Source organism: Dyadobacter sp. 32 (assembly GCF_902506755.1).
Classification (GTDB): Bacteria; Bacteroidota; Bacteroidia; order Cytophagales; family Spirosomataceae; genus Dyadobacter.
This window is the reverse complement of sequence record NZ_LR735258.1, coordinates 5,243,190-5,267,850: the sequence shown is the minus strand read 5'-3', so window position 1 is coordinate 5,267,850 and position 24,661 is coordinate 5,243,190. Positions and strand designations below refer to the sequence as shown.

Sequence of the window (24,661 nt, the reverse complement as noted above, 5' to 3'; positions counted from 1 at the left end):
AAGACATACTATTTTTAAGCGCCTATTTGCAATACCATGTATAAAGACAAAAAAGTAATCGTTGTTTTACCTGCATACAATGCGGCTTTAACGCTCGAAAGAACATTTCGTGAAATCCCATTCGATCTGGTGGACGAGGTCGTGCTGGTGGACGATGCAAGTCCCGACAATACGGCAGAAGTAGCCCGGAAATTGGGCGTGAAACACGTGATTACCCATGAAAAAAACAAGGGCTATGGCGGCAATCAAAAAACATGCTACAACAAAGCACTAGAGCTTGGCGGAGATATCATCATCATGCTCCATCCCGACTACCAGTACACGCCTTTGCTGTTAACGGCAATCATTTCCATCATCGGCAACGAGCTTTATCCGGTTGTATTTGCATCCCGGATTTTAGGAAAAGGAGCGCTGAACGGCGGAATGCCAATGTACAAATACATCGCCAACCGATTGCTGACCTTCACGCAGAACCTGCTGATGAATCAGAAATTATCCGAATATCACACCGGGTATCGTGCCTATTCCGGAGAGGTTTTGCGGAGCATCAACTATAATAAATGCAACGACGATTTTGTTTTTGACAATGAAATTATCGCCCAGATATTCTCAAAGGGCTATGAAGTCGGTGAAGTGACATGCCCTACTAAATATTTCGAAGAGGCGTCATCCATCAATCTTCAACGGAGTATTGTTTACGGCTTGGGTGTACTTCGTGTTTCCTGTTTGTATGCACTGGCGAAAACGGGACTGTATAAGTGGGATTTGTTAAAGTAAATGGTATGTTCGCATTGGGCTAAGGACTTTTTGGAGGAGAATCAATTAATTCCTCCCATGAGTCCTTTTCAATTCAATGGCTTATCACCGCCGTGTGACCGACTTACCATAATTATTATGCAAATTCGTGCCAGTGACGTCGGCATGGGGGCGAATTTTAGCAAATTGTAGAATGGAATGAACGGTACGGCAACCTCCTTCCACGCCGCACCAAAGTCAGACATCATTATGAGAAAACTCAATTTACTCACCTTAATCTACATTTCTTTACCCACCCTTCTATTCCTCATTTTATGGCTCGAACCGGTTTTTTCGGTATTGTCCACACTGGCTCTGCTCATCGTTTTTGCCCTATCCAACAAATTTTTAGCGCAAAAGGATTGTACAATCATTGATGACCACAAACTAAAACAAACCCTGCTTTCTTCCTTTGCAGTGGGCTTCCTATTGTGCCTGGTTTCAGAGTTTGGCATCCTGCCTTACGAAAGCTATGATTATACATCACACAATTTAAAGTTCAACATACTCGCCACCAACAGCCTGCCGCTGTACGATGAAGAGCGCGATATATACATGTGCTATTACCTGGGCAACTATCTGGTTCCGGCATTTCTTGGAAAATATACCTCCATCGCCTTCATTCGGATCTATTCTTTTATCTGGTCATTTATTGGAATAGGGCTTGCCTTTACCTGGCTGCAGATCAGGCTCCGGGATCTTACGCCCGTGCAGCGGATTGGGTTATGCATGGCCTTACTGATCGGCTCTTATGTCTGCATCATTCGTCCTGCGGTTCACGATTTATTTCCGGAGCTGAGTTTTATAAAGGATAATTCCATTCAGCTCAACGAAGTATTTGTACTTGGCCAGATACCCATTCTCACCAGAAGCCTCTCGGAGTCTCCGCAACATACCGTTCCGGCCGTATTGGGCATCTGCTACCTGCTTGCCACGTTTGCCCGGAAATCCTTTTTTTTCTCTCTGGCTTACTTCCTGTTGTCCACCCTTTTTTTAGCGCCTTTTGCCGCAATAGGACTTGTAAGCTATCTGCTGTACGCTTGTATTAAGAATCTGCTGGAAGGTGGAAAAACCTATTTCTGGTCTTGTGTATTATTTCTAATTCCGCTTTTGGTAGCCTTTGGCCCGGTAATGTTGTATCTGACCAGCTCAGAGGCGACCGATATGGAGAGTAACCGGTTCATCTGGAGTTCGGGTACACCTTACTGGTGGGCCTATTATCTTTTCTTTCTGTCGGCTTCCTATGGTGTGTGGTTTTTGTTTTTCGGGAAGCAACTCATCCTGTTTGACCGCACAGCAATCATTATTTCGTGCATCTTCTTGGTACTGTTATCCACCTTTCAAATGGGACATTACAATGATCTGAACATGAGGGCGGGTATTATACCACAGATGGTTCTGGCGATTGCAATTGTGTACGTGATCTTCCGAAATTGGGGACTTCTGTTCAAAAACTATCTGTTTACGATTGGCGTTTTCTTCTGGATGCTGAATAGCCTCAGCCCTTTAAAATTCTACTACGACCGGGTTTTTGTACTGAGAGGTAAAACGGGTACCGTTGAAAACCCGGGACTTGAACGGTACGGAAAAAGCTACTACGACTTCATGGAAAAGGCATACCCCGTTAATCCGGAGGAGGCAGTTGCACAGTATTCGTTAAAAAAAGGTAGTTTATTCGAAACGCATCTTCTCAAAAAGCAGACCGCCGTCAGTCAGTAGTATTCTAGTAAAACGGGGAGCAAATGGATAGGCCCTTATCATGGCCTAAGCTGGTTGACCACAAAAAAGGACTTATCCTGCATTTGCAAGGGCGTCGTTTCAATTGAGGATAAGCGCACACGGCATTACTTCAATCCATCAAGCAAATTTCCTTCCCCACCGAAGTCCCCAAATACAGGTTAGCTGTGCTTTACGCTTGTACTTTTCACAGCCCACCAGATCAATACCGGCTGAAAAAAGAGTCGAATGAACCGCTTTTTATCCGAGTCCAGACCAAACGCACTCCTCTTGTTAACAAACTGCGAAATATTCCCAGGGAAAACGGCAGTAAAAAATGCCCCTGCCACCTTTCCAACATCTGCCCGGTATTTCCTCGGGGCAAGTAACAAAGCACTGCCCAGGGCGATTTCAGCAACTCCGGAATACACCACTGTGTCGTCTTTTTTGAAGGGGACCCAATCCGGGACCTGTGCCCGAAACGCCCGTCTGCCCGAAGTAAGATGACTGACTCCCGCGAACACCAATCCGGCACCCAGAATAACCCTTGCGCCCGTTTTAATATTTTTCTCACTCATGGTTTTTGTTTATGCAAAGGTGTACAAAAATTGTTCCCCGTTTCAGCGTTAAGAAGGGAGATGACACAGAGGCTCACGGGGGATTAATGGAAGCGTAACACGGAAGCGCCGCGTTGCAACTGATTACTATGTGGCGTCAATACATTAATTTGGACCTTGAATTTGTAACCCTACAAACCAGACTGCAAAAACATGAAAATTACATACTATGGACACTCCTGCTTCTCAGTGGTTGCCGCAGGCAAAAATATTTTGTTCGACCCCTATATTTCGGGAAACGAACTGGCAAAAGGAATCAGTGTAGACGACATCCCTGCCGACTACATTTTTGTATCACATGGGCATTTCGATCACATGCTTGACGCGGTCGCGATTGCCAACCGTACCGGTGCCACGGTGGTGGGCGGATGGGAGTTATACAACCATTTCAATCAGCAAGGCGTCAAAAATGTATTCCCCCTCAATCCCGGAGGGAAAACAACGTTTGATTTTGGCACCGTAAAGGCAGTTGCAGCGCAGCACTCGGCCAGCTTTCAGGATGGAGGCTACGCAGGTGTAGCCAGTGGCTTTGTATTTAAAACTGCTGATGGCAACTTCTATTACAGCGGCGACACGGCACTTACATTGGACATGACGCTCATTCCGAAATGGGCCGACCTTGATTTTGCTGTACTGCCCATCGGGGACGTTCTGACCATGGGCATCGACGACGCCATCGAAGCCGCTCAGTTTGTCCAAGTACAGAAGGTGTTGGGTGTGCACTATGACACTTTCGGATTTATTAAAATTGACCATGAGGCCGCAATCGGAGCTTTCCGTAAAGCAGGCCTGAGCCTGAAGTTGCCGGAAATTGGGTTGTCTGTTGAAATTTAATTAGCCACATCAGTGGGAAATAGCAGGTTGTCGCTTAGGTGTCAGCTTTACACTAAGAAGCGACAACCTGTTTGATTTAAAAATGCTCCGTTTAAGCATATCTGTCGACGATATCTGCGCAACTATCTTCTCAAAGCCTGTGCTATGCATCAGCAAATTTCCGTAGCCTCCCACCCAACCCGATGAGCACAAAATGTTTTTCCGATCAGATCATTATTGCGTTTCATCATGATTTGTTAATCCAGAATTTATCCATTGCTCATCCTACCACTGTAATTTTACACAAGTAACAAGCGGACACTCCAATCCAATGCGCGAGTAAAGTTCTTTATTACAATCAATTACATAGCACATCTCCCCTCTTTTAACATCACAGCCTAAAAAAAATAAAAATAATTCTATTTTTTCGAGGACTTATAGCACTAAGCTGTCTCTATATTCATGAAACCAGCTGTGAACTTTGGTTCTGCCAAGATTTTTTATAAATATTTTGCATCCTATTTGAGAAAGTGCTAATGCTTAATCAAAATAATAAGTCACCCATTACACAAGAGTCGGAGGCACATTTGTGTCATAACGAAGCAGAACTGTGGCAGGCATTTAAGCAAGGTGACCGGCAGGCCTTTGGCTCCGTGCTGGAGCTCTATTATCCTTTGCTCCTGAATTATGGGGTGAGGTTTCAAAAAGACCGTGAATTTGTAAAGGACTGTCTTCACGATCTTATTCTGGAACTCTGGAACCGTCGTGAAAAGCTGGACGATGTCCGGATGATTAAGGTATACCTGCTCAAATCTCTCCGAAGAAAATTGCTCCGGGAGTCGCAGCGCCTCAAATGGTTCAGAGAAGCCAATGAGGTAACCGATGACTATGCCTTCGAAGTACAGTTTGCCATTGAATCGTACATGATTTCCAATGAAGTGAAACACGAAGATTTAATGAAACTACGGGCTAACCTGGAAAAGCTTACCAAACGACAGCGTGAGGCCATTTACCTGCGGTTTCACCAGGAAATGGAGTATGAAGACATTGCCGGGATTTTATGCATCAATTACCATTCCGCTGTGAACCTGGTTTATGAAGCGCTAAAATTCCTTCGCAAGAATTGGTTTCTCACTTCCATATCACTGGTGATGAGTCGAACTCCCTTCTAAGTGACTCTCAAAACGACGATCAGGAGCCCCCTAAAAAACAATAGCTACCATCGGCGTTGACAAGCAAACCCGCCCTGATTTCAAAACAAATGCAATAAACCCCGCCTAATCACATCCGCTTTTAGCAAATGAAAAACTATACCAATTATGAATCAGAAGATTTTGTGCAGGACCCTTACTTCCGAAAATGGGTACTGGGAAAGCTGCCTCCGGACGACGGTTTCTGGCCTACCTGGCAAGGTTCGCATCCGGAACAGTACGAGGCCATAGAACAGGCTCGAAATCTGATTATTGCATTTCAATGCAATGACATCGAAACGAACCGCGAAGAAATCAGGTCTGCCATTGACTCTATTCTTGCTGATTCGAAACTTTACCCTTTACCTGCATTTTACCAGAATTGGGCTTGGAAAATTGCGGCTTCACTGCTGCTGATTACAGGCCTGAGTCTCTGGCATTTCAAGCGTCAGGAGCTGGTACCGGTCGGACTCATTTCCTCTACAAAAGCAGAGGTCAATGATGGCAAAAGCCCACGCACATTCCGGCTCAGCGACAGTACGCTAGTCACATTATCCCCTAAAAGCCAGTTGCGCATAGACAGTCGTTTCGGCATTACCAAACGGGAGGTTTTTCTGACGGGCGAAGCGTTTTTTAATGTTGCCCGCAATACCGAGAAGCCATTTTATGTGTATACCGGAGAAGTGGTGACCCGAGTGCTGGGTACGAGCTTCCGCGTCAAAGCTTTTTCCGGTGAAGAAAATGTGTCGGTAGCCGTATCCACAGGCAAGGTTACGGTATTCAAGCAAAAATCCAGCAACGACGCTCAGCACATCCTTTCCGAAGAAATCATTCTGATTCCCAATCAGCAGGCGGTATACCAGAAAACCGGTGAGCGCCTCATCAAAACGCTGGTGGAAAACCCGGCTGTATTGTACGCCCCTGGCAAGAGAGATGTATTCGAATTTATGGACACGCCCATTCCTCAGGTTTTAAACCAACTGGAATCGGCCTACGGCGTCAAGATCGTGTTTGATGAGGAGCTCTTACGAGACTGCAATTTCACCGCCCGGCTAAGTAATGAACCCCTATTCGAAAAGCTCAATCTGGTGTGCGAAACCATTCATGCACGATACGAGGTGTTAGATGGACAAGTCGTACTCTATGCTCAAAAATGCCAGGACGATTGACTTAACAACGCCCGCCAATTTCTATTATATGGTATAACCTAACTAACCTGCGCCCGACAATGAGCTTCCTTTTGAATCAATTACTTAACATTCCAAACAAAACTTCCTAAACCAGCGCCGTAAGATCTATGAAGAAAAATTTATTAATCCTGTCAATCATGAGGAAATCCTTTGCTCAGATGATGCTTGCTGTGGCCCTTGCCGGGTTGGCCTACGCCACAGAAGCACCCGGCCAAGAATTATTGGAGAAGCAAATCTCCATTCAGTTAAATGAAAAATCGCTGAAAACAATCCTGTCTGCCATCGAAAGCCAGACTGCGGTAAAATTTGTTTACAGCTCCAAGGCCATTCGGGCCGAACGGCGTATGACCCTTAACACACAGAACCAGACGCTAAAACAGGTTTTGGAAACCGTTTTGAAGCCTTTGAGCATCCATTACCGCGTTTCGGGCAACCAAATTGTGTTGAGTCAGCTATCGGCACCGGAGCCTCCCGCGGTTAATAAACCAGGCGAAGCATCTCCCCCTGGCCTGTCTTCGGGCTTGGATGCACCAGCTGCGGAAATAAGAGTAAGTGGAAAAGTTACCACGGATAAAGGCGAAGCGCTTCCGGGGGTGAGTATTTTAGTGAGAAGTACCCAGCAAGGCGCCACTTCTGATGTGGAAGGGAATTTCACCTTAACCGTCCCCGATGGCGACGCTGTTCTGGTATTTTCCTTTGTTGGCTATCTGTCGCAGGAAATCATTGTTGGCAACAGAACCCGGATGGAAGTGTTCATGAAGGTCGATGAGAAAATACTGGACGAGGTGGTGGTCGTGGGTTTTGGAACACAAAGAAAACAAAGTGTAGTAGGATCTATCGTTCAGACCACCAACGAGCAACTGAAAAGGGCAGGGAACGTCACGGATTTGAAGCAGGCGCTCACGGGACAACTGCCCGGACTAACCACAGTTACTTCCAGTGGCGAACCAGGCGGAACCGGAAATGGCGAAAGCGCTACACAGATTTTTATCCGGGGCAGAAACACCTGGAACGGTGGCCAGCCATTGATCATGGTCGATGGTGTTGAACGGGCCATGGAGAACGTGGACGTGAGTGAAGTTGCCACCATTTCGGTTCTCAAAGATGCATCGGCAACAGCAGTTTTCGGGGTAAAAGGTGCCAACGGCGTAATCCTGATTACGACCAAAAGAGGCTCCGCGTCAAAACCTCAGCTTTCGGTGACCTACAATGCTACGGCACTAACGGTTTCCCGGCTACCCCAAAAACTTGACTCTTATGACGCCATTATGGCCAGGAACGAGATGATCGAACGAGAAGGCCTGCTCAGCCCGGTTTCGTGGGGAGACTACGTCCCTCACGATGTTGCGCTGCGATATAAAACGCCTCAGTCATCCATAAACTCAATCCTTTACCCGAACGTCAACTGGCAGAAGGCGATGTTTAAGGATGTGTCCTGGTCGCACCGGGCCAACCTGAACGTAACGGGTGGAACCAAGTTTGTAAAATATTTCGGGTCGCTTTCCTATCTGAATGAAAGCGACATGTTCAAAAAGTATGAAAACAACAAAGGTTACGACCCCGGTTATGGCTTCAACCGCTTTAACTTCCGTAGTAATCTTGATTTCAGGGTTACCCCTACCACCAACGTAAAAATCAATCTTGCCGGATATTTCAGTCAAAAAACGACTAACTACTCCTTTGCGAGCTCCTCATCGGGCACCAACCCCCTGGCCTGGGCTGCCGTATACCACTTCCCTCCGGATGTGATTCTGCCGCAATATCCCGATGGCAGCTGGGGACAAAACTACTCCCTGCCTCCCGAATCGCTCCAGAACCCGGTTGCATTGATTTACAATACCGGGGTATGGCAAAGACGTGAGGTGGCTTTGAACTCGGATTTTACAATTGAACAAAAACTTGACTTTATCACCAAGGGCCTGAGTTTTACCGGCTCCTTGTTTTACGATAACAGCATTCAGACGGTCGGTGGGATCAGCGATCAGAACCACGTGAGGCCAGAGGGAAACCTGCTGGGAAAGATTGTCTACCCCGACAGGTATACCGGTGGCGACCAGGATCCAGGCGAATATACCGAAACCACACCAGTCACAGCTGCTAATGCATTTGACTGGGTCGCATCGCCGTGGGGAGTCAACCCGGAGGAAGTGAATGCTACTTTTACGGGCTATCTGCCCATCAGAAGAAGGTTGATGTTCCAGCTCCAGACCAATTATGCACGCGACTTTGGCAAACACCATGTCACCGCACTGGGGTTGTTCAAGCGTGAACAGTTTGCCCAGGGAAGCATGTTCCCCAGCTTCCGGGAAGACTGGATCGGCCGTGTTACATACGATTACGACACCCGTTACCTGTTCGAGTTCAACGGAGCCTACAACGGTTCAGAGAAATTTGGTCCCGGCTATCGTTTCGACTTTTTCCCTTCCTATGCGCTTGGATGGGTCGCTTCCAATGAAAAGTTCTTTAAGAATGACTTCGTCAACCACTTGAAATTCCGTTACAGCGCGGGTACCGTAGGTGATGATGCAGGTGGATCCAGATGGGCCTACCAATCGCAGTATTCCTACGGTGGTTCAGGCTTGCTGAACGCAAATCCGAACGAAAGAAGTCCTTACATCTGGTACCAGGAGTCTATTGTGGGCAATCCAAATCTGCACTGGGAGAAAGCACAAAAGACCAACTACGGTGCAGAAATCGGGGTACTTAATGACCTTTTTACGGTGAACTTCGATTATTTCACCGAAAACAGAACGGACATCGTTATCGGTGGAACTTCAAGGGCAATCGCTCCCTATTTTGGTGCCACGCCTCCGGCAGCTAACCTGGGACAGGTGAAGTCAAAGGGAATGGAAGTGGAACTAAAGATCAATAAACGCTTTGGATCCGGTTTGACCCTATTCGGAAACTTCTCTTACACGCATACGGAGAATAATGTTATAAACCGCGATGATCCTGCGCTGCAGGCCGCCTATCTCAAACAGGCTGGTTATCAGATCTCTCAGGCGAGAACACAGCTGAACACCGGATTTTACAACAACTGGGACGATGTGTTTGCCAGTGTGCCACAGCAGACCAACGACCTTGCCAAACTCCCTGGTTACTACAACGCGATGGATTTTAATGGGGATGGCATCATCACGGCCAACGACGACACCGCGCCCTATGGCTATTCCGATGTTCCCCAGAATAACTACAATGCAACCATCGGCGGCGGTTACAAAGGCTTCAGCCTGATGCTGCAATTTTACGGTGTAAACAATGTGTCAAGAAGTGTGCCTCTGGATAACTTTTATTTGTACCAAAACGTACTATTCGACCATACCAGAGACTACTGGTCAAAGGATAACCAAAACGCATCGTCCTATCTGCCCCGGTGGAAGTCACAGGGCCAGTTTATCGGCAACTACTTTTTGTTCGACGCCTCCTATGTAAGATTGAAGACAGCGGAAGTCTCGTATAGTTTCCAAAGGCCTGTATTGAGCAGACTGGGCCTTTCGTCGCTCCGGTTATTTGCCAATGGCAACAACCTCATCTTCTGGTCGAAACTTCCTGATGACAGGGAGGCTGCCGCGTCGGGAGGTACCGCAAGTTCTGGCGCATACCCTACGCCACGACGTTTTAACCTCGGAATTGATTTAACTTTTTAATAAAATGGGTATGATCAAAAATATATTAAAAACATACAGAAAGGCCTTTGTAAGTTGTATGGTACTGGCTGGTTTTATATTGGGAGGATGTGAAAATTACCTGGACAGATCTCCGCAGGCTACCATTACCGATACCGACGTTTTCGGAAGTTTTATCAGCTTCCAGGGTTTTGTAGAAGAAATGTACGATTGTGTAATTGATGTACACAAAGTACTCGGCGGCAACCTTTCCTATAGTTTCAGCGCCTCTGATGAGCTTTTATCTACGGCGCCCATCATCTGGGACGATGGCAATTATTGGACCCAGACCACTTTTCTTTACGGGGCAAGCCCCAACTTCGCCTATGGTTCAAACCTCACCCGCATGCGTGTATGGCCATTTGCATGGTATGGTATCCGCAAAGCGAATTTAGGGCTGAGTAAACTTGATTTGCTTACGGACGTTACACCCGAACAAAAAAATGTAATCAGGGGACAGTTGTTGTTTTTCCGTGGCTTTCTGCATTTTGAGCTGATGCGCTACTATGGTGGCCTCGCCTATGTGGACGAAGTGTTGTCGTCGTCGGAAGAACTGACATTGCCCAGGCTTACTTACAAGGAAACCGCGGCAAAGGTGTCCAAAGACCTGGAAGAGGCCGCAACCTTGCTTCCCCTTAAGTGGGATGATACCGAGGTGGGCAGGCCTACGATAGGCAACAACGGGCAGCGGATAACGAAAATACATGCACTCTCCATGTTGGGCAAAAACCTTTTGTACGCGGGTAGTCCCATGATGAATGAATCTTCCACCGGGAGCAACACCTACGATGCCGCCCTGTGCAAGCAGGCTGCAGAGGTCTTTGGCCAGATCATTAAAATTTGTAATGAAACAGGAACATACAGGCTACAGACCTGGGCCACCTGGACAGATAACTTCTGGGTTTGGTCGCCCGGCAACCGCGACCGGCCGGGAGGTACGGAAGTCATCATGAACCCCACGGTGATCATCCCAGGGTACGTTCGGTTTACCACCAACCGGACCAGTAATCCGGTACAGTACGGAGCGGGGAATGCACGGGTAGAGGTACCCACCCATAACTTTATCAAGAATTACGGAATGGCAAACGGCCTTCCGATCGATGATCCGGAATCGGGTTACAATCCGAACGACCCCTGGACGGGCCGCGATCCGCGTTTCTATGTGGACATAGCCTATGATGGTGTAAGACTGGTGGATAACGCCACGGCCGCTGCGGCAAAAGCCAACGAGTTTGCCCAGTTGTCCAATTCCGGATTTCACCGTAACGGAACACCGGCAAGCAGTGGGGTTGCCGGAAGTGTGACCGGTTACTTTTACCGCAAATGGGCTCCCAAAGGCTGTAATCCATGGGACAACCGCTGGGGAAACTTTCAGTCGTACCATCCGCTGATGCGCCTTGCGGACGTTTACCTTATGTATGCAGAAGCAGTGCTTCATGGGTACGGAACACCCGCATCCACATCGACTACCATTGCGCTCACGGCCACCGAGGCAGTCAACACCATTCGCACCCGTGCGCAGCTACCTAATCTCACGGCCAAATACATCGCGTCAAAAGATGCGTTCATGAAACAAATTATCCGCGAACGGGCTATTGAATTTGCCTTTGAGGGACACCGTTTCTTTGATCTGCGTCGCTGGAACATTTCGGGCAATGCAGAATACCTCGACAAAACAGCGATTGATTTTGATCGCGGGCCTAACGGTAAGCCTATCAATCTGAGAGAACGGGTGGTTGTAAAACGCGTATTTGAAAAAAGGCACAACTGGCTGCCTTTTCAGCTGAAAGATGTCCGGCTGTATGAAGGTTTCCCACAGAATCCGGGTTGGTAACCATTGATCCTTTAAATCGTCAATCCATATGAAGAAAATATATTGGTACTTAAGTTGCATAATACTGCTTTGCCCGTTTACCAGCAAGGCGCAAAAAACACCCCCTGCCAGCCTGATGACCATCGAGTCGATCGTGGTGGATGAGAATGGTGCCCCGATCAGCGGTGCCATGGTTTATGGAAACGAAGGTATTGCCTTTGCCAAAACTGATGCACAGGGAAAATTCACCCTTTTTACACCCGATCTGGGTGATCTGCTGGTGGAAGCACCGGGTTATGAATCTTTCATTTATGATCCCGAAAAATATAGAAACCAGGAGACCCTTACCCTGAAAAAATCTCCTTTCCTCTACGGTCAGAACGACCAGATCAGGATTGCTTTCGGAAACGTTAAAAAGGGCGATCTGGTGAATGCGGTAAGCGTATTGGATCCGAAAGAACTCCGGAAGTACGACAATACGCAGAGTATCGCCTCGGCAATCACCGGGATGATCCCGGGTATGCTAGGAAGTTCCAATATTCGCGGGATTGGCAACGCCATGTTCGTGGTAGACGGGCTGCCCCGGGACATCAGTACCATTAACCTGGCCGAAGTAGAACAAATATCCGTGTTGAAAGATATCAATTCATCTATTTTGTATGGAAATGATGCGGTGAACGGGGTGGTCCAGATCACCACCAAACGTGGACAGGCATATAAAAAACAGGTGAACGCCAACGTCTTTTACGGCATCTCCCGCCCCACTGCCCTGCCCGAATACCTGTCTTCCTCACGCTACATGGAGCTTTACAATGAAGCAAGAGTGAACGACGGACTCGGAATCCAGTATGCTCCCGATGTAATAGAGCAATATCGCACAGGAAACAAATACAGGTACCCAAGTGTTGACTATTACTCCAGTGAATACCTGAAAAGCATGAAGCCGTTCTCGAGGGCGATGGTTGACTTCTCTGGAGGAAATAATGTAGCTACTTACTATTCCAATGTAGGCTGGACCCAGGACGGAAGCCTTTACAATTTTGGAGAGGGGCAATCGCTCAAATCAAATACTTTCAACGTCCGTGGAAATATTGATCTGAAAGTAAACCGGTGGATTAAAACCGCAATGGACGCGGTGATCGTGTTGAACAACAACAATTCGCCGACCGGCAATTTTTTTGGTAATGCCGCTACCCTTCGCCCAAACCTGTTCTCGCCGCTGCTACCTATATCAATGATTGACCCTGAAAATGCAATTCTAAAAGGTCGCAAAAATGATATTAACGATACCTATTTGCTTGGTGGAACAGCCAGCTACCTGACCAACCCGATTGCAGCAGGCTATGCGGGAGGCACCAACCGCACCGTACAGCGTACCTTTTCGTTCAACAACCGGATTGACTTCGATCTGAGCAGGTCGGTTCAGGGCCTGGCATTCCATACCAACCTGAGCTTCGACTATCTGACGCTCTACGACCAGTTTATCAGCAATACCTACGCAGTGTACGCACCTACGTGGTCGGCAACAGAAGATAAAATTACAAACATCACCAAGTTCGGCGAAGATGTGCGTACCGGAAATCAGAATGTTGGAAACGCCTCGTACCGAAGAAGGCTTGGATTCTACGGGCTCCTGGATTACAACCGTACATTTCAGGATGTGCACAGGTTCAGCGGATCCTTGCTGGCCTATGTGGCCAACGACAAAATCCAGTCTGATCTTCAGGGAAGCAAAAACGCCAACCTGGGGCTGAGACTTGCCTACGGCTACAAAAACAAATATATGGTCGATTTTAGCAGCGCGTACGTCAACTCGGTGAAACTTCCAGAAGGCAATCGTACAGCACTGTCTCCGTCTCTTGGCATCGCATGGATGCTTAGCTCCGAAGATTTCATGTCTTCGGTAACGTTTGTTGATTATCTGAAACTGCGTCTTTCAGCCGGCTCAATGAATTCCGATAATGGCATTCCTGGCTTCTTTTTATACGATGAGCGCTATGGTAGCTCAGGTAGCTATACCTGGTACGATGGAACCCGTAGCAGAGCTGGTGTAGTACCCGTCAATGGTGGAAATACCGGGCTCTCTTTTGAAAAACGTAAGGAAATCAATTTCGGACTGGAAAGTATGTTGTTCAAAAACCACTTCTCGGTCAACGCCAATTTCTTCACTAGCGCCTACACGGACCAGATCACCCGTCCACAGACCATCTACCCAAGCTATTTTACAACCTTTATTCCCTATCGCAATTTCGAAGAAAATACATACAAAGGATTTGAACTTGGCCTGTCGTATCAGGAACGCATAGGTGACTTTTCTTTTAATCTGGGAGCCAACATTCTGTATTCCAACTCAAAAGTGAAGAAAAGGGACGAATTGTATGCCGTTGCATACCGGAACCGGACCGGGCAGCCACTGGATGCCAGATACGGACTCGAAGCGGAAGGGCTTTTTTCGAGCCAGGCGGATATTGCCGCTCATGAACTCCAGGCTTTTGGAACCGTTAAGCCGGGCGACATCAAGTACGTGGATCAGAACGGGGACGGCATTATCGACGACAATGATGAAGTACGGATCGGTCGCTCTCAGGCGCCTTTGTCTTACGGCCTGAACCTGCGTTTAAGTTACAAAAACTTCAGCCTGTTTGCCCGTGGAAATGGCCGGGTGGGAGCGGATGGCGCGCTTTCCAACAATTATTTCTGGGTAGATGGTGACGACAAATATTCGAGCTACATTCTGGATCGCTGGACGGAAGCCACTGCCTCCACGGCAACATTGCCAAGGCTGAGCTCCATCTCCAATACCAACAATTACCGTAGCTCGGACTTCTGGCTTTACCGTGACAACTTTTTCACAGTAGACCGTGTACAGCTCAATTATGACTTCCCTATCAGTTTCAACAACAGACTGAAGATGAAGTCGCTTTCGGTATTCGCAGACGTGTCGAACCTGGTTATGTTCTCTAAATACAGAGATATCAAACAGTTGAACATTGGTACGGAGCCCCAATACCGCTCCTTTTCACTGGGCTTGAATGTCTCGTTTTAAATAATTAAATAAGCGTCTTATGAGATTTTTGACAAAATATTTTCTGTTCGTGGTAGTAGCAGCCCTGCCGCTTTCCTGTACCCTGCTCGAACCCGTCGAAGACAACCACAGTACCATTGACCGTATTTATGGCGACCCGGCCTACGCCGAGGGTGTACTGATGAATGCCTACACCAAAATTCCTACCAACAGTTTGAGTTTTAATGACGTGGCTACGGATGATGCGGTGAGCAACGATAAGTTGAACAATTATTCCAGGATGGCCACCGGCCAATGGTCGGCCTTGTTCAATCCTATGGATCAGTGGAGCAATTGCATTTCCGGAATCCAGGCACTTAATCAGTTTACTACATTGATAGACACCGTCAATTGGAAAGGATCTGTTCCTGAACTCAACTGGCTGTATACCCAGCGTTTCAAAGGTGAAGCATTTGCGTTGCGGGCGCTCCTGCAATATCATCTGCTGGTAACAGTGGCCGGGCCCGGCACCGATGGACAAATGCTGGGTATTCCGCAGTTTGACCAGTTTCTGGATGTGAACGCTGATTTCAACATTCCACGGGCAACCTTTTCGGAGTCCGTGAGTAAGATCTATGCCGACATTGACGAGGCATTGAAGTATCTCACCATGAACGACTACATCAATGTCGCCACCACGGCACAGTTGCCCGCTGGCTACGAGAAAGTGAGCGTTACGAATTACAACATCGTATTTGGCGCCGAGCTTAACCAGCGTATGAGTGCACGTGTAGCCAAGGCACTGCGTGCAAAAGTGGCCTTACTTGCCGCAAGCCCGGCATTCAATACCGATGCCGCCAAATGGGTGACCGCGGCCAATTATGCCGGTGAAGTATTGAAAGGAATAAACGGGATCGCAGGGCTGGATCCTGATGGAAATAAGTTTTATCTCAAAACCCTTGTGGATAAACTGAACGTATCGGCTGCTACGCCAATTGATCAAAAGGAAATCCTGTGGAGAAGATCCGTGGTCGCTTCCAACTCCAGAGAAATGGCTAACTATCCGCCTTCGCTTTTTGGCCGTGGCAATGTAAACCCTACCCAAAACCTGGTTGACGCATTCCCTGCACTGAACGGGTATCCGATATCTAAAACAGAGAGCAATTTTGATAAGGCCAACCCTTATGCCAACCGTGACCCGCGTTTAAAGCAATACATTTTGTACAATGGAAACACATTTTCAGGCAAGACCCTGCTCACGGGCGTTGGAGGCGGTGTGGACGCAAAGGACTCGGTGGAAGCTTCAACACGTACAGGATATTATCTTAAAAAATTGCTGGTAGAAGAAGTGAATCTGAATCCTGTGTCGACCACGACCCAGAAGCATTACGAGACACACATGCGCTACACCGATTTCTTTTTGGGATATGCCGAAGCCGCTAATGAAGCCTGGGGTCCTACAGGTACGGGTACCTTTGGATTTTCGGCCAAGGATGTCATCGCCGCAATCAGGATCCGTGCCGGTATTCCTAAGGCTGACCCTTACCTTACTTCCATCACCACGAAGGAGGAGCTGCGCGAACTGATCCGCAACGAACGCAGAATCGAATTGTGCTTTGAGGGACACCGTTTCTGGGATTTGCGCCGCTGGAAAAGCAGCCTCACTGAAACAGCCAAAGGAATCAACATTAACAAAACAACATTCACCGTGGTGGACGTGGAACCCCGTGCATACAGCAACGACTTTATGCATTATGGCCCCCTGCCTCAGACCGAGGTTGTTAAGTATTCTGCCATTATTCAAAACAAAGGATGGTAATCCTTCTTTAAAAACACCGGAAATAATCTAATTACTTTTGATATGAAGAAGACATTATTCCTACTTATACTGATCGCCGCTATGGCAGGCTGTAAGAACAAGGAAATCGAGTTTCCCGACTTCGGCTACACCACGGGATATTTCCCATACCAGTACCCAATCCGGACACTGGTACTTGGCGACTATATCTACGACAATAGCAACGACAACGCGCATAAATTCCTGATATCGGCAGCGATGGGTGGCGTTTACGAAAACAAGCAGGACCGCACTTTTAAATTCCAGGTGGACAACAGTCTTTGTGAGAATGCAAAGTTTGCCGCTAACAACCAACCCATGTATGCCCTGCCGCAAAGGTATTACACCCTGAGCTCTTCCGATCAGCTGATTATCCCCAAAGGTGAGTTTAACGGCAATATTGAGGTGCAACTGACTGATGCTTTTTTTGATGATACCCTGGCAACCAGGCTGGCCTATGTACTGCCCCTGCGCATCACACAGGTGTCCAACCTGGATTCGTTATTAAAAGGAAAATCAATAATGGCTAAGCCCGATCCCCGTATCGTAAGCAACTGGGATGTGGTTCCGAAGGACTTCACGATGTTTGCCGTCAGGTATGTAAATCCATACCATGGCACGTATTTCCACAGAGGGATAAGCACCATCACGGATTCTACTGGAAAAGTGATCGAGACCACCCCTTACCGTACACAGTTTGTTGAAAAAAACGAGCTCTGGACCCTGAATACCAAATCGAAAAACCAGATTACCGTCGAAGGTACCGTCCGGGGCACTGCCGTTACCGGCAAATTCAACATGCTCCTAACCTTCAACGGTGACAACTGTGTGATCGGAACGGCACCGGGATCAGCATACACCGTAACCGGAACAGGGAAATTTGCCAACGATGCCGATGAGTGGGGTAACAAAAAGCGCGATGCCATTCACATGACCTATCAGTTTACCAAAGGAAAAACGAAGTATACCGCCACGGATACACTTGTCGTGAGAGACAGGGGTGTTATCCTTGAAGTTTTTCAGCCGGTAATTTCCAACTAACCAAAAGATCCGTAAATATCCACTACACTATTAACCTGTCCTTTTTAGAAAGTCCACGGCAATTCAGGTAAATCATGAACATGAGAATCGTAAGATTATTAATCCCGGTGATGCTGTTGCTGGGTACAGCTACCCGCCATGCCTCTGCACAAAATACCGGGAATCCGATAAAAGTGGGCGCTTACTATTACGACGGATGGGGTGGAAAAAATGCAAAGGCAAACGACCCCAACGAACCCTGGGCAAAAAATGCGCCCCGACAGGTCACCAAAAGAATGCTGGACGAGTTTGCCGACCGGGAACCTCTGTGGGGATGGAGAAGCGATTCACAGGAGATAATGGAAAGGCAGATCGACCTCGCTGCCGACAATGGTGTAGAGTTCTTCCTCTTCTGCTGGTACTGGCGCGACACGCAAGGCCCAATCAACCTGGATAGGATCGCCAAGCTGCCCGGTCATGAAAGTATGCACCGTTATCTGAAGGCAAAAAACAAACACCGTATCAAGTTCGGTCTGCTCATAGCTAATCACCAGGGAGCCGAGATCACCGGAACGGAAAACTGGAAAGTAGCCACCGAACACTGGATGCAATATTTCAACGACCCGCAGTACATTAAGGTTGATAACAAACCGTTGGTTGTCATTTTCAGTGCCAAAGGAATCGAAAATGGCGACCTGGCAGGTATGCAGGAAGTATCGCAAAAACAGGGCCTGGCGGGTTTGACTATTGCTGGCTGTGGCAACACGGCTGGTAAGAACTTCGATGTACGGACACACTACAATGTTGTTCCCGGCTATTCCGGTGGTCCCGAAGAACACAAATATTCCGAACTGGCCAATGCACAACGTAAACAATGGCAGGGAACAAAAGAGCAACCTTATATTCCTACGGTTATTGCTGGCTGGGACAAACGCCCCTGGGAAGACCCCAGCGGAAACGGGAAAGGCGGGGCCAAACAAGGCTGGTATTATACAGACCGATCGCCCGCACAATTCAAATCTTTGCTGAAAGATGCCGTTGACTGGATGGACGTCCATCCTGAACAAACGGCCCAGGAGCGCCTGATGCTTATCTATGCCTGGAATGAGCTGGGAGAAGGCGGCTACCTCGTCCCTACCAAAGGTGACCCCAAAGCCAGCTATCTCAAAACCGTTAAAGAAGTGGTTGCTGAGCAGAATAAGAAAGTCAAATAGTTTTCATGAATAACCTTTACTACAAATGAAATTGCTTCCTAAGCCCTTAATCCTTTTGTTCATTGGCCTCGGTTACCAAAGCGTTGCTCAAAAATTCACCATCCCCGTTTTCCCCGACACACAAAGTGAAGTGGGAGAAAACCATAAAATGTTTTCCAGTCGCATCAAATGGGTCACCGATCACAAGGATTCGCTGAACATTCCTATGGTACTACACGTGGGCGATCTGGTGAATTTTGACAATTACGATCATTATGAAATTGCCAGCAAAGGGTACGAAGCTTTCGATGCACATCACATTCCCTACGCGATCGCTTTGGGCAATCATGATACGGAAGCAGTGGGATTTAACAGCGGCAGTGCTGCACCGGGCAATGTGAATCAGAATTTGAGGAAAACACAAAAGTTTAATTCTTATTTTCCGGTGGATCGCTTTTCCAACCAGAGAGGACGATATGAAGCTGATAAAAGCGACAACGCCTATTACACTTTTAAGGTGGGCGACACCAACTGGCTCGTGCTCAGTCTTGAGTTCTGTCCGCGAATGGGGCCTATCAATTGGGCGGGAGATATTATCAATCAATTTTTCAATTACAATGTGATCATCATCACACACTATCACCTCACTCCCAAGGGTGAAATTGCTACCAGCAATGCCGGCTACGGTGATTTTAGCCCCCAGGTGGTATTCGACAGGTTGCTGAAAAAATATTCGAATATCCGTTTCATGCTCAGCGGTCACGTCATGAGCTCCGCTTTAAAGGTGGACACTGGTGAAAAAGGAAACAAAATCTACCAGATCCTGCAAAACTATCAGAACGAAGATCTGGGTGGGGGTTACATCAGGCTATTGACTTTTGATATCGACAAAAAGAGCGTGGAGGCGAGCATGTATTCTCCTTATTACAACAAGACCAAAGAGGACAAATCCAAATTCACCATTGAAGGCATTGACTTCATTAAACAGAAAGAGGAAAGATCGCTGAAGCGTCCAGTGGTAAAATAAACCAAGTAGCTGATAGCTAATAGCGTTTGGCCGGGAGGCGTACCGCTAATAGCCTTGAATTCAAAAAGATAAAACAGGGAAATATAGTATTGATTTCCTGTTACTACTCATATCCTAAATCCTTAAAAATATAAACGATGCATTTATTAAGACTACGGCACGCGCTTCTTATTACCCTGGTCATCATGCTGGTGTGCGGAAGCCGTTTATCTTTTGCTCAAAAAAATAAAAACAAAATTGGCGCCTATTACTTTGACGGATGGAGCGGCACCACCTTTCACATCACAGAGGATCTTAAGACTAATTATAAGGATCGTGAGCCGGTATGGGGATGGGTGACCAGCAGCCAAAAAGTGGTGGATGAGCAGATCGACCTGGCGGCAGGCGCCGGTCTTTCGTTTTTCAGCTTCTGCTGGTACCATAGAAATGGAAAGACCGTCGAAGAATTACCCGAAAACAGAGCGATCTCGTTTTTCAAGGCGTCGAAAAATGTAAAAAAACTTGAATACTGCCTCCTGGTAGCCAACCATGGCGGGTTCGACGTAGGCCCTGAGAACTGGGATAAGCTCACGAAGATCTGGCTGGAGGAATTCAAAAATCCCCAATACCTCAAAGTGGATAAAAAGCCCTTGCTGATCTTCTTCGAAAGTGCCTCGTTGCTCAAAAACTTCGGTTCTCCGCAAGCTTTAAGTGAGGCCTTTGCCAGGCTCAGGCAAAGCGCGAAAGACGCAGGTCTTGCAGGGGCGAGCATTGCCATTTGTGCAGGCTCCGCTGATGGCATCGCCAAGGCAGAAGCCGGCGGCGCAGATGTGATCACCGGATACAATTACCATAGCGTGGGCTTCATCGGCAAAGAACAGGCCATCCCGATAGACACACTCCATGCAGCAGAGCAGAGACTTTGGACCAAGCTCGTTCAGTCCGTGAAAAAGCCATACATACCCGTCTCCACCATGGGCTGGGACCCACGGCCCTGGTCCAACGACAAGAATAAATACGTCGACCGCCCCTATTTCACAGGCTTTTCCGCCAAATCCGTCGAGTTGTCTGTGAGAGGTATGATCAAATGGATGAATGCAAACCCATCGGTAATGACCGGTGAACGAATCGGCCTGTTATATGCCTGGAACGAAAACGGCGAAGGGGCATGGCTCACGCCCGGCAAAACCGGCCCCAATCCACTGACAGGTCTGAAGGCAGCATTGAAAGCAAAAAAATAACTCGGGATCTGATTCCTGTAGTACCTTAATTTTTAAGACTCAAAAAGTATTAAACATACCTGAACCCGATTCTTTCACTTCCGTCAAAAGGAAACATTTTTGTCCCGATTTGTAAAAATTTCCAAAAGGGCCCCATCAAGGGCCTTTTTTGGTGCTTGACCAACTTATACAGATTGTGCATCTGGCCAAAAGCTAGGAACCATATCGGAAGCAGCCTGCCCTCGAAATGATTTTCTACCAAAAACGAATCTGTGCGACTCGTCAAAATATACTGCTGATCATCAAAACATTTACCGAGCAGATGACAGCGGCTACCCGTAAATTGCAAAAATTAGCCTCCGAGATCTTCCGGGCATAGCCCGTTTCAGTCTTTTTTCGATAATGCATATGCCTGTACGGAGTATTTATTCGTAAAAGCTGATTTTTACGCCCGCTGAATTGGGCATGTCTGAAACCATTTAATTTCTCTGCCGTTTAAACCCCACTGACCTGATGCGTTATTTTAGAATATTATTTCTGGTACTGACGATTGTCAACACCTTACAGAGCAGCGCGCAGGATCTCTATGATGCGGGTGTGGGCAGTGTAAGTCTGCAGCCCGGAGACGAGTCGATTGCGCTGGCGCTGGCAGGTTATGCCGGTCCCTGGGCAGGGCGGTTTACCTTGAAGTGGATCGAAAAAGGGAAAGCGGCCGAGCATCCCGCTATTACGAAAAGCACAGAGATACCTGAAAAAATGCGGAAAGCTATTGATCTCAACCGCTTTTCAAAAACTACCCTGTACCGAGACACGGTTTATGGTCTGAGCGAAAATGGCGTGATCAAACGCGCCGTTTTGAAAGGAAAAAAACCAACCTGGCAAAGTTATACACCACTTGCTGGTATGAAGGATTTTGTTGTCCACAACCAATACCTGTACGCCGCCACCGGAAGCGATACACTTTGGAAAGCAAGCCAACATGACCTTTCTGCTGGCTGGCAGCGTGCAGGCTACTACAATGGGCAAATCAGGAAGGTGAATATAAAAAAGCTTTTTTTGCGTGAAGACAAATTGTTCGCTGTTAGTGACACCGACTCTCTTTTTGAAGCCGGGAAAAACACAGGTAAACCTCAGGAAGAATCATTTGCACGTGCGCTGGCTATAAAAAAAGACAACAAAACAGTGGTTATGCTTTGTGTCGATCTGTGCGGATTTGGGTACGGATTCGGCAACGAAATCAAAAAAGCCATAGCGCTGAAAAGTGGCCTGCCGCCAGAAGCCATTCTGATCAACGCCTCACACACCCATTTTGTCCCCGGCACGCAGGCGTGGCTCACCTGGGCCCCACACAACCGCCTGCCCGACAGCAACTACCTGAACAAAGTTGTGAAGCCGGCGATCACCAAAGCGGCTGAAATCGCCCTGGATCACATGACGCCTTCGACCATTTATTTTGGCCGGGGAACAACGGAAATCGGGTACAACCGGAGCAACGCCGGAAGTAAAATCCCTTACGACGACGCGGTGGATGTGATCAGGGTGGTGAGCCTGGACGGAAAAAATAATGCGATGATGGTATTGAGCGGCTGTCACCCTGTTGGAGGTACTGGCGGTATCGGACATTACACACTGAGCAGTAACTACCCGGGATACATGCGCAGCATTTTGGAAAAAACCATTGACGGCAACACCACGGCCCTGTTTATGCAGGGATGTGCCGGTGATATCAACCCCAAAGACGAACCCGACATCACCGGCATGAAACTGGCCGTCGACGCGCTGAAAGTACTCAATGGTAATCTTAATCCACTGACCGGACCGATCACGTTTTCGCTGGATACCATGCATGTAGAGACTTCCCCCATGAGCAAGGAAAAGACGATCGCATTCAGACAAGAAAACCTGAAATCAGTTCCCGGAATGGTGGCTGAAAGAAATGTGGCCTGGGCCGACCTCATGCTCCAGCATTATGCAAAAGGTACCATGCCTGGGTCTATGCCCGAATATATTCACACGGTAAATATCGGAAACTGGAAACTGGTGGGATTGTCGCGCGAAGTGGTGACCGAGTACAGCCTGGCGATCAAAAAAATCTGGCCTGACAAGTTGGTTTCTGTGGCTGGTTACTGTAATGACGTATCGAGTTATTTACCCATTGACAGGCACATTAGAACCGGCGTTTACGAAGGACACGATTCCTACATCTGGTACGGACAGCCCTCTTCTTTTCCATTGAACATCCTCGACCGGGTTGTTGACCGCATTCAATCTAAAAACTTCTGATCCTCCATGCGTCCACTGATCATTATAGGCTTTTTGTTTTTTGTGTTCGGGTTTGTTACCTGGATGAGTTCAGTACTTGTACCCTACCTGCAGATTGCCTGTGAACTCGATCAGTTCGAATCCCAGCTTGTCGCTTTTGCATTCTATATTTCCTATTTCGTGATGGCAGTGCCGTCGGGTTATTTACTGAAGAAAAGCGGATTGAAAAATGGAATGGCCATTGGTCTGCTTGTAATGGCCCTGGGAGCTTTTATTTTCATACCCGCTGCGCAGAACCGGCAATACCTGCTGTTTTTGATTGGTTTGTTTGTTCAGGGAACCGGGCTTGCCATCCTGCAAACCGCCTCCAACCCCTATGTGACCATACTTGGCCCGATGGAAAGCGCTGCAAAAAGGATCAGTGTAATGGGCATTTGCAATGGTATTGCCGGCATACTCGGGCCTGCCGTTTTGGGGGTTGTATTGCTGGATGGCGTTGAAGAACTCGCTAGCAGCTTAACCAATATGGCAAGTGCCTCCAAAGCTGCTGCTCTTGATGTATTGGCACAGAAGGTCATTTTGCCCTATATTATCATCGGCATTGCCCTGTTTGCACTGGCCGTATTCATTATCAAATCGAGCTTACCGGAAATATCAGAACCAGAAGAATCTACGGAAACATCCGGACCTGGGATGACCAGCATCTGGCAATTTCCCCACCTTATTCTGGGAGTGCTTACACTTTTTCTTTACACCGGTGTGGAAGTAATTGCCGGCAATACCATCATTGGTTATGCTACCTTTCAGGGCATCCCCATGTCATCGGCCCGGTTTTTCACTTCGTTTACATTAACCTCCATGCTAGCAGGTTACCTGATCGGCATTTTTGCAATTCCCCGCTGGTGCAGTCAGGAGAATGCACTGAAAATTTCAGCTGTTTCCGGGATCATCTTTTCAATCGCTGCACTGCTTTCCGTTGGCTGGCTATCTGTATTTTTCATCGCATTGCTGGGCCTTGCGAATGCGCTGATGTGGCCGTCAATATGGCCGCTGGCGATAAGGGGGCTTGGCAGCTTTACCAATACCGGCTCGGCCATGCTCGTGATGGCCATTGCCGGTGGTGCCGTTTTACCACTGGTTTATGGCAAGCTCGCCGATCTTTACAGTCCTCACACCGGCTACCTGATCCTGATCCCCTGTTATCTGTTTATCCTGTATTACGCCGTTTCCGGTCATCAGGCGGGGACAAGAATAAAACCTGAGGCGTTGGCCCCATCCTCACCCAGCACGCCTTAAAGGCTCCAGGAAGATTATTTCATG

Annotated in this window: 16 protein-coding genes; 15 read left to right on the top strand and 1 reads right to left on the bottom strand. The window is 47.7% G+C overall.

The window, feature by feature from the left end; all coding sequences use genetic code 11:
- Positions 1-36: 36 nt before the first annotated feature.
- A complete protein-coding gene (locus tag DYADSP32_RS21605) occupies positions 37-777 on the top strand; it encodes a glycosyltransferase family 2 protein (RefSeq protein WP_149240811.1) in 741 nt (246 codons plus the stop codon).
- A gap of 228 nt (positions 778-1,005) precedes the next feature.
- Positions 1,006-2,514, top strand: coding sequence for a hypothetical protein (locus DYADSP32_RS21600; RefSeq protein ID WP_149240812.1), 1,509 nt, complete (start codon positions 1,006-1,008; stop codon positions 2,512-2,514).
- Positions 2,515-2,693: 179 nt separating this feature from the next.
- Here the strand turns inward: DYADSP32_RS21600 and DYADSP32_RS21595 are convergent, their stop codons facing one another.
- The gene (locus DYADSP32_RS21595) at positions 2,694-3,089 is read right to left on the bottom strand and encodes a hypothetical protein (protein WP_149240813.1); all 396 of its coding nucleotides are present in this window, start codon (positions 3,087-3,089) and stop codon (positions 2,694-2,696) included.
- 192 nt (positions 3,090-3,281) lie between these two features.
- Between DYADSP32_RS21595 and DYADSP32_RS21590 the strand changes: the two genes are divergently transcribed.
- The 13 genes from DYADSP32_RS21590 (at position 3,282) to DYADSP32_RS21530 (ending at position 24,637) form a co-directional block, all read left to right on the top strand.
- Positions 3,282-3,962: a metal-dependent hydrolase gene (locus DYADSP32_RS21590; RefSeq protein WP_149240814.1), complete on the top strand. Its 681-nt coding sequence runs from the start codon at positions 3,282-3,284 to the stop codon at positions 3,960-3,962.
- Positions 3,963-4,477: 515 nt separating this feature from the next.
- Positions 4,478-5,113, top strand: a complete 636-nt coding sequence (locus DYADSP32_RS21585; protein WP_149240815.1) for a sigma-70 family RNA polymerase sigma factor — start codon at positions 4,478-4,480, stop codon at positions 5,111-5,113.
- Between the two features lie 128 nt (positions 5,114-5,241).
- Positions 5,242-6,300: a FecR family protein gene (locus DYADSP32_RS21580; RefSeq protein WP_149240816.1), complete on the top strand. Its 1,059-nt coding sequence runs from the start codon at positions 5,242-5,244 to the stop codon at positions 6,298-6,300.
- Positions 6,301-6,458: 158 nt separating this feature from the next.
- Complete coding sequence (locus tag DYADSP32_RS21575) at positions 6,459-9,968, top strand: TonB-dependent receptor (RefSeq protein WP_414617953.1); 3,510 nt, start codon at positions 6,459-6,461, stop codon at positions 9,966-9,968.
- A 10-nt stretch (positions 9,969-9,978) separates the two neighbouring features.
- A complete protein-coding gene (locus tag DYADSP32_RS21570; RefSeq protein ID WP_414617952.1) occupies positions 9,979-11,820 on the top strand; it encodes a RagB/SusD family nutrient uptake outer membrane protein in 1,842 nt (613 codons plus the stop codon).
- Between the two features lie 28 nt (positions 11,821-11,848).
- Positions 11,849-14,845: a SusC/RagA family TonB-linked outer membrane protein gene (locus DYADSP32_RS21565; protein ID WP_149240819.1), complete on the top strand. Its 2,997-nt coding sequence runs from the start codon at positions 11,849-11,851 to the stop codon at positions 14,843-14,845.
- 19 nt (positions 14,846-14,864) lie between these two features.
- Positions 14,865-16,622 carry a RagB/SusD family nutrient uptake outer membrane protein gene (locus tag DYADSP32_RS21560; protein WP_149240820.1) on the top strand — a complete coding sequence of 586 codons (1,758 nt, stop codon included), beginning with the start codon at positions 14,865-14,867 and terminating at the stop codon, positions 16,620-16,622.
- A 42-nt stretch (positions 16,623-16,664) separates the two neighbouring features.
- On the top strand, positions 16,665-17,681 hold the full coding sequence (locus DYADSP32_RS21555; protein WP_149240821.1) for a DUF5627 domain-containing protein: 1,017 nt from the start codon (positions 16,665-16,667) through the stop codon (positions 17,679-17,681).
- Positions 17,682-17,761: 80 nt separating this feature from the next.
- The gene (locus DYADSP32_RS21550; RefSeq protein ID WP_414617951.1) at positions 17,762-18,874 is read left to right on the top strand and encodes a glycoside hydrolase family 99-like domain-containing protein; all 1,113 of its coding nucleotides are present in this window, start codon (positions 17,762-17,764) and stop codon (positions 18,872-18,874) included.
- Between the two features lie 25 nt (positions 18,875-18,899).
- Positions 18,900-19,880, top strand: a complete 981-nt coding sequence (locus DYADSP32_RS21545) for a metallophosphoesterase (protein ID WP_149240823.1) — start codon at positions 18,900-18,902, stop codon at positions 19,878-19,880.
- Positions 19,881-20,017: 137 nt separating this feature from the next.
- Positions 20,018-21,100 carry a glycoside hydrolase family 99-like domain-containing protein gene (locus DYADSP32_RS21540; protein ID WP_149240824.1) on the top strand — a complete coding sequence of 361 codons (1,083 nt, stop codon included), beginning with the start codon at positions 20,018-20,020 and terminating at the stop codon, positions 21,098-21,100.
- A 492-nt stretch (positions 21,101-21,592) separates the two neighbouring features.
- Positions 21,593-23,362: a hypothetical protein gene (locus DYADSP32_RS21535; protein WP_149240825.1), complete on the top strand. Its 1,770-nt coding sequence runs from the start codon at positions 21,593-21,595 to the stop codon at positions 23,360-23,362.
- A gap of 6 nt (positions 23,363-23,368) precedes the next feature.
- Complete coding sequence (locus tag DYADSP32_RS21530) at positions 23,369-24,637, top strand: sugar MFS transporter (RefSeq protein WP_149240826.1); 1,269 nt, start codon at positions 23,369-23,371, stop codon at positions 24,635-24,637.
- Positions 24,638-24,661 lie beyond the last annotated feature (24 nt).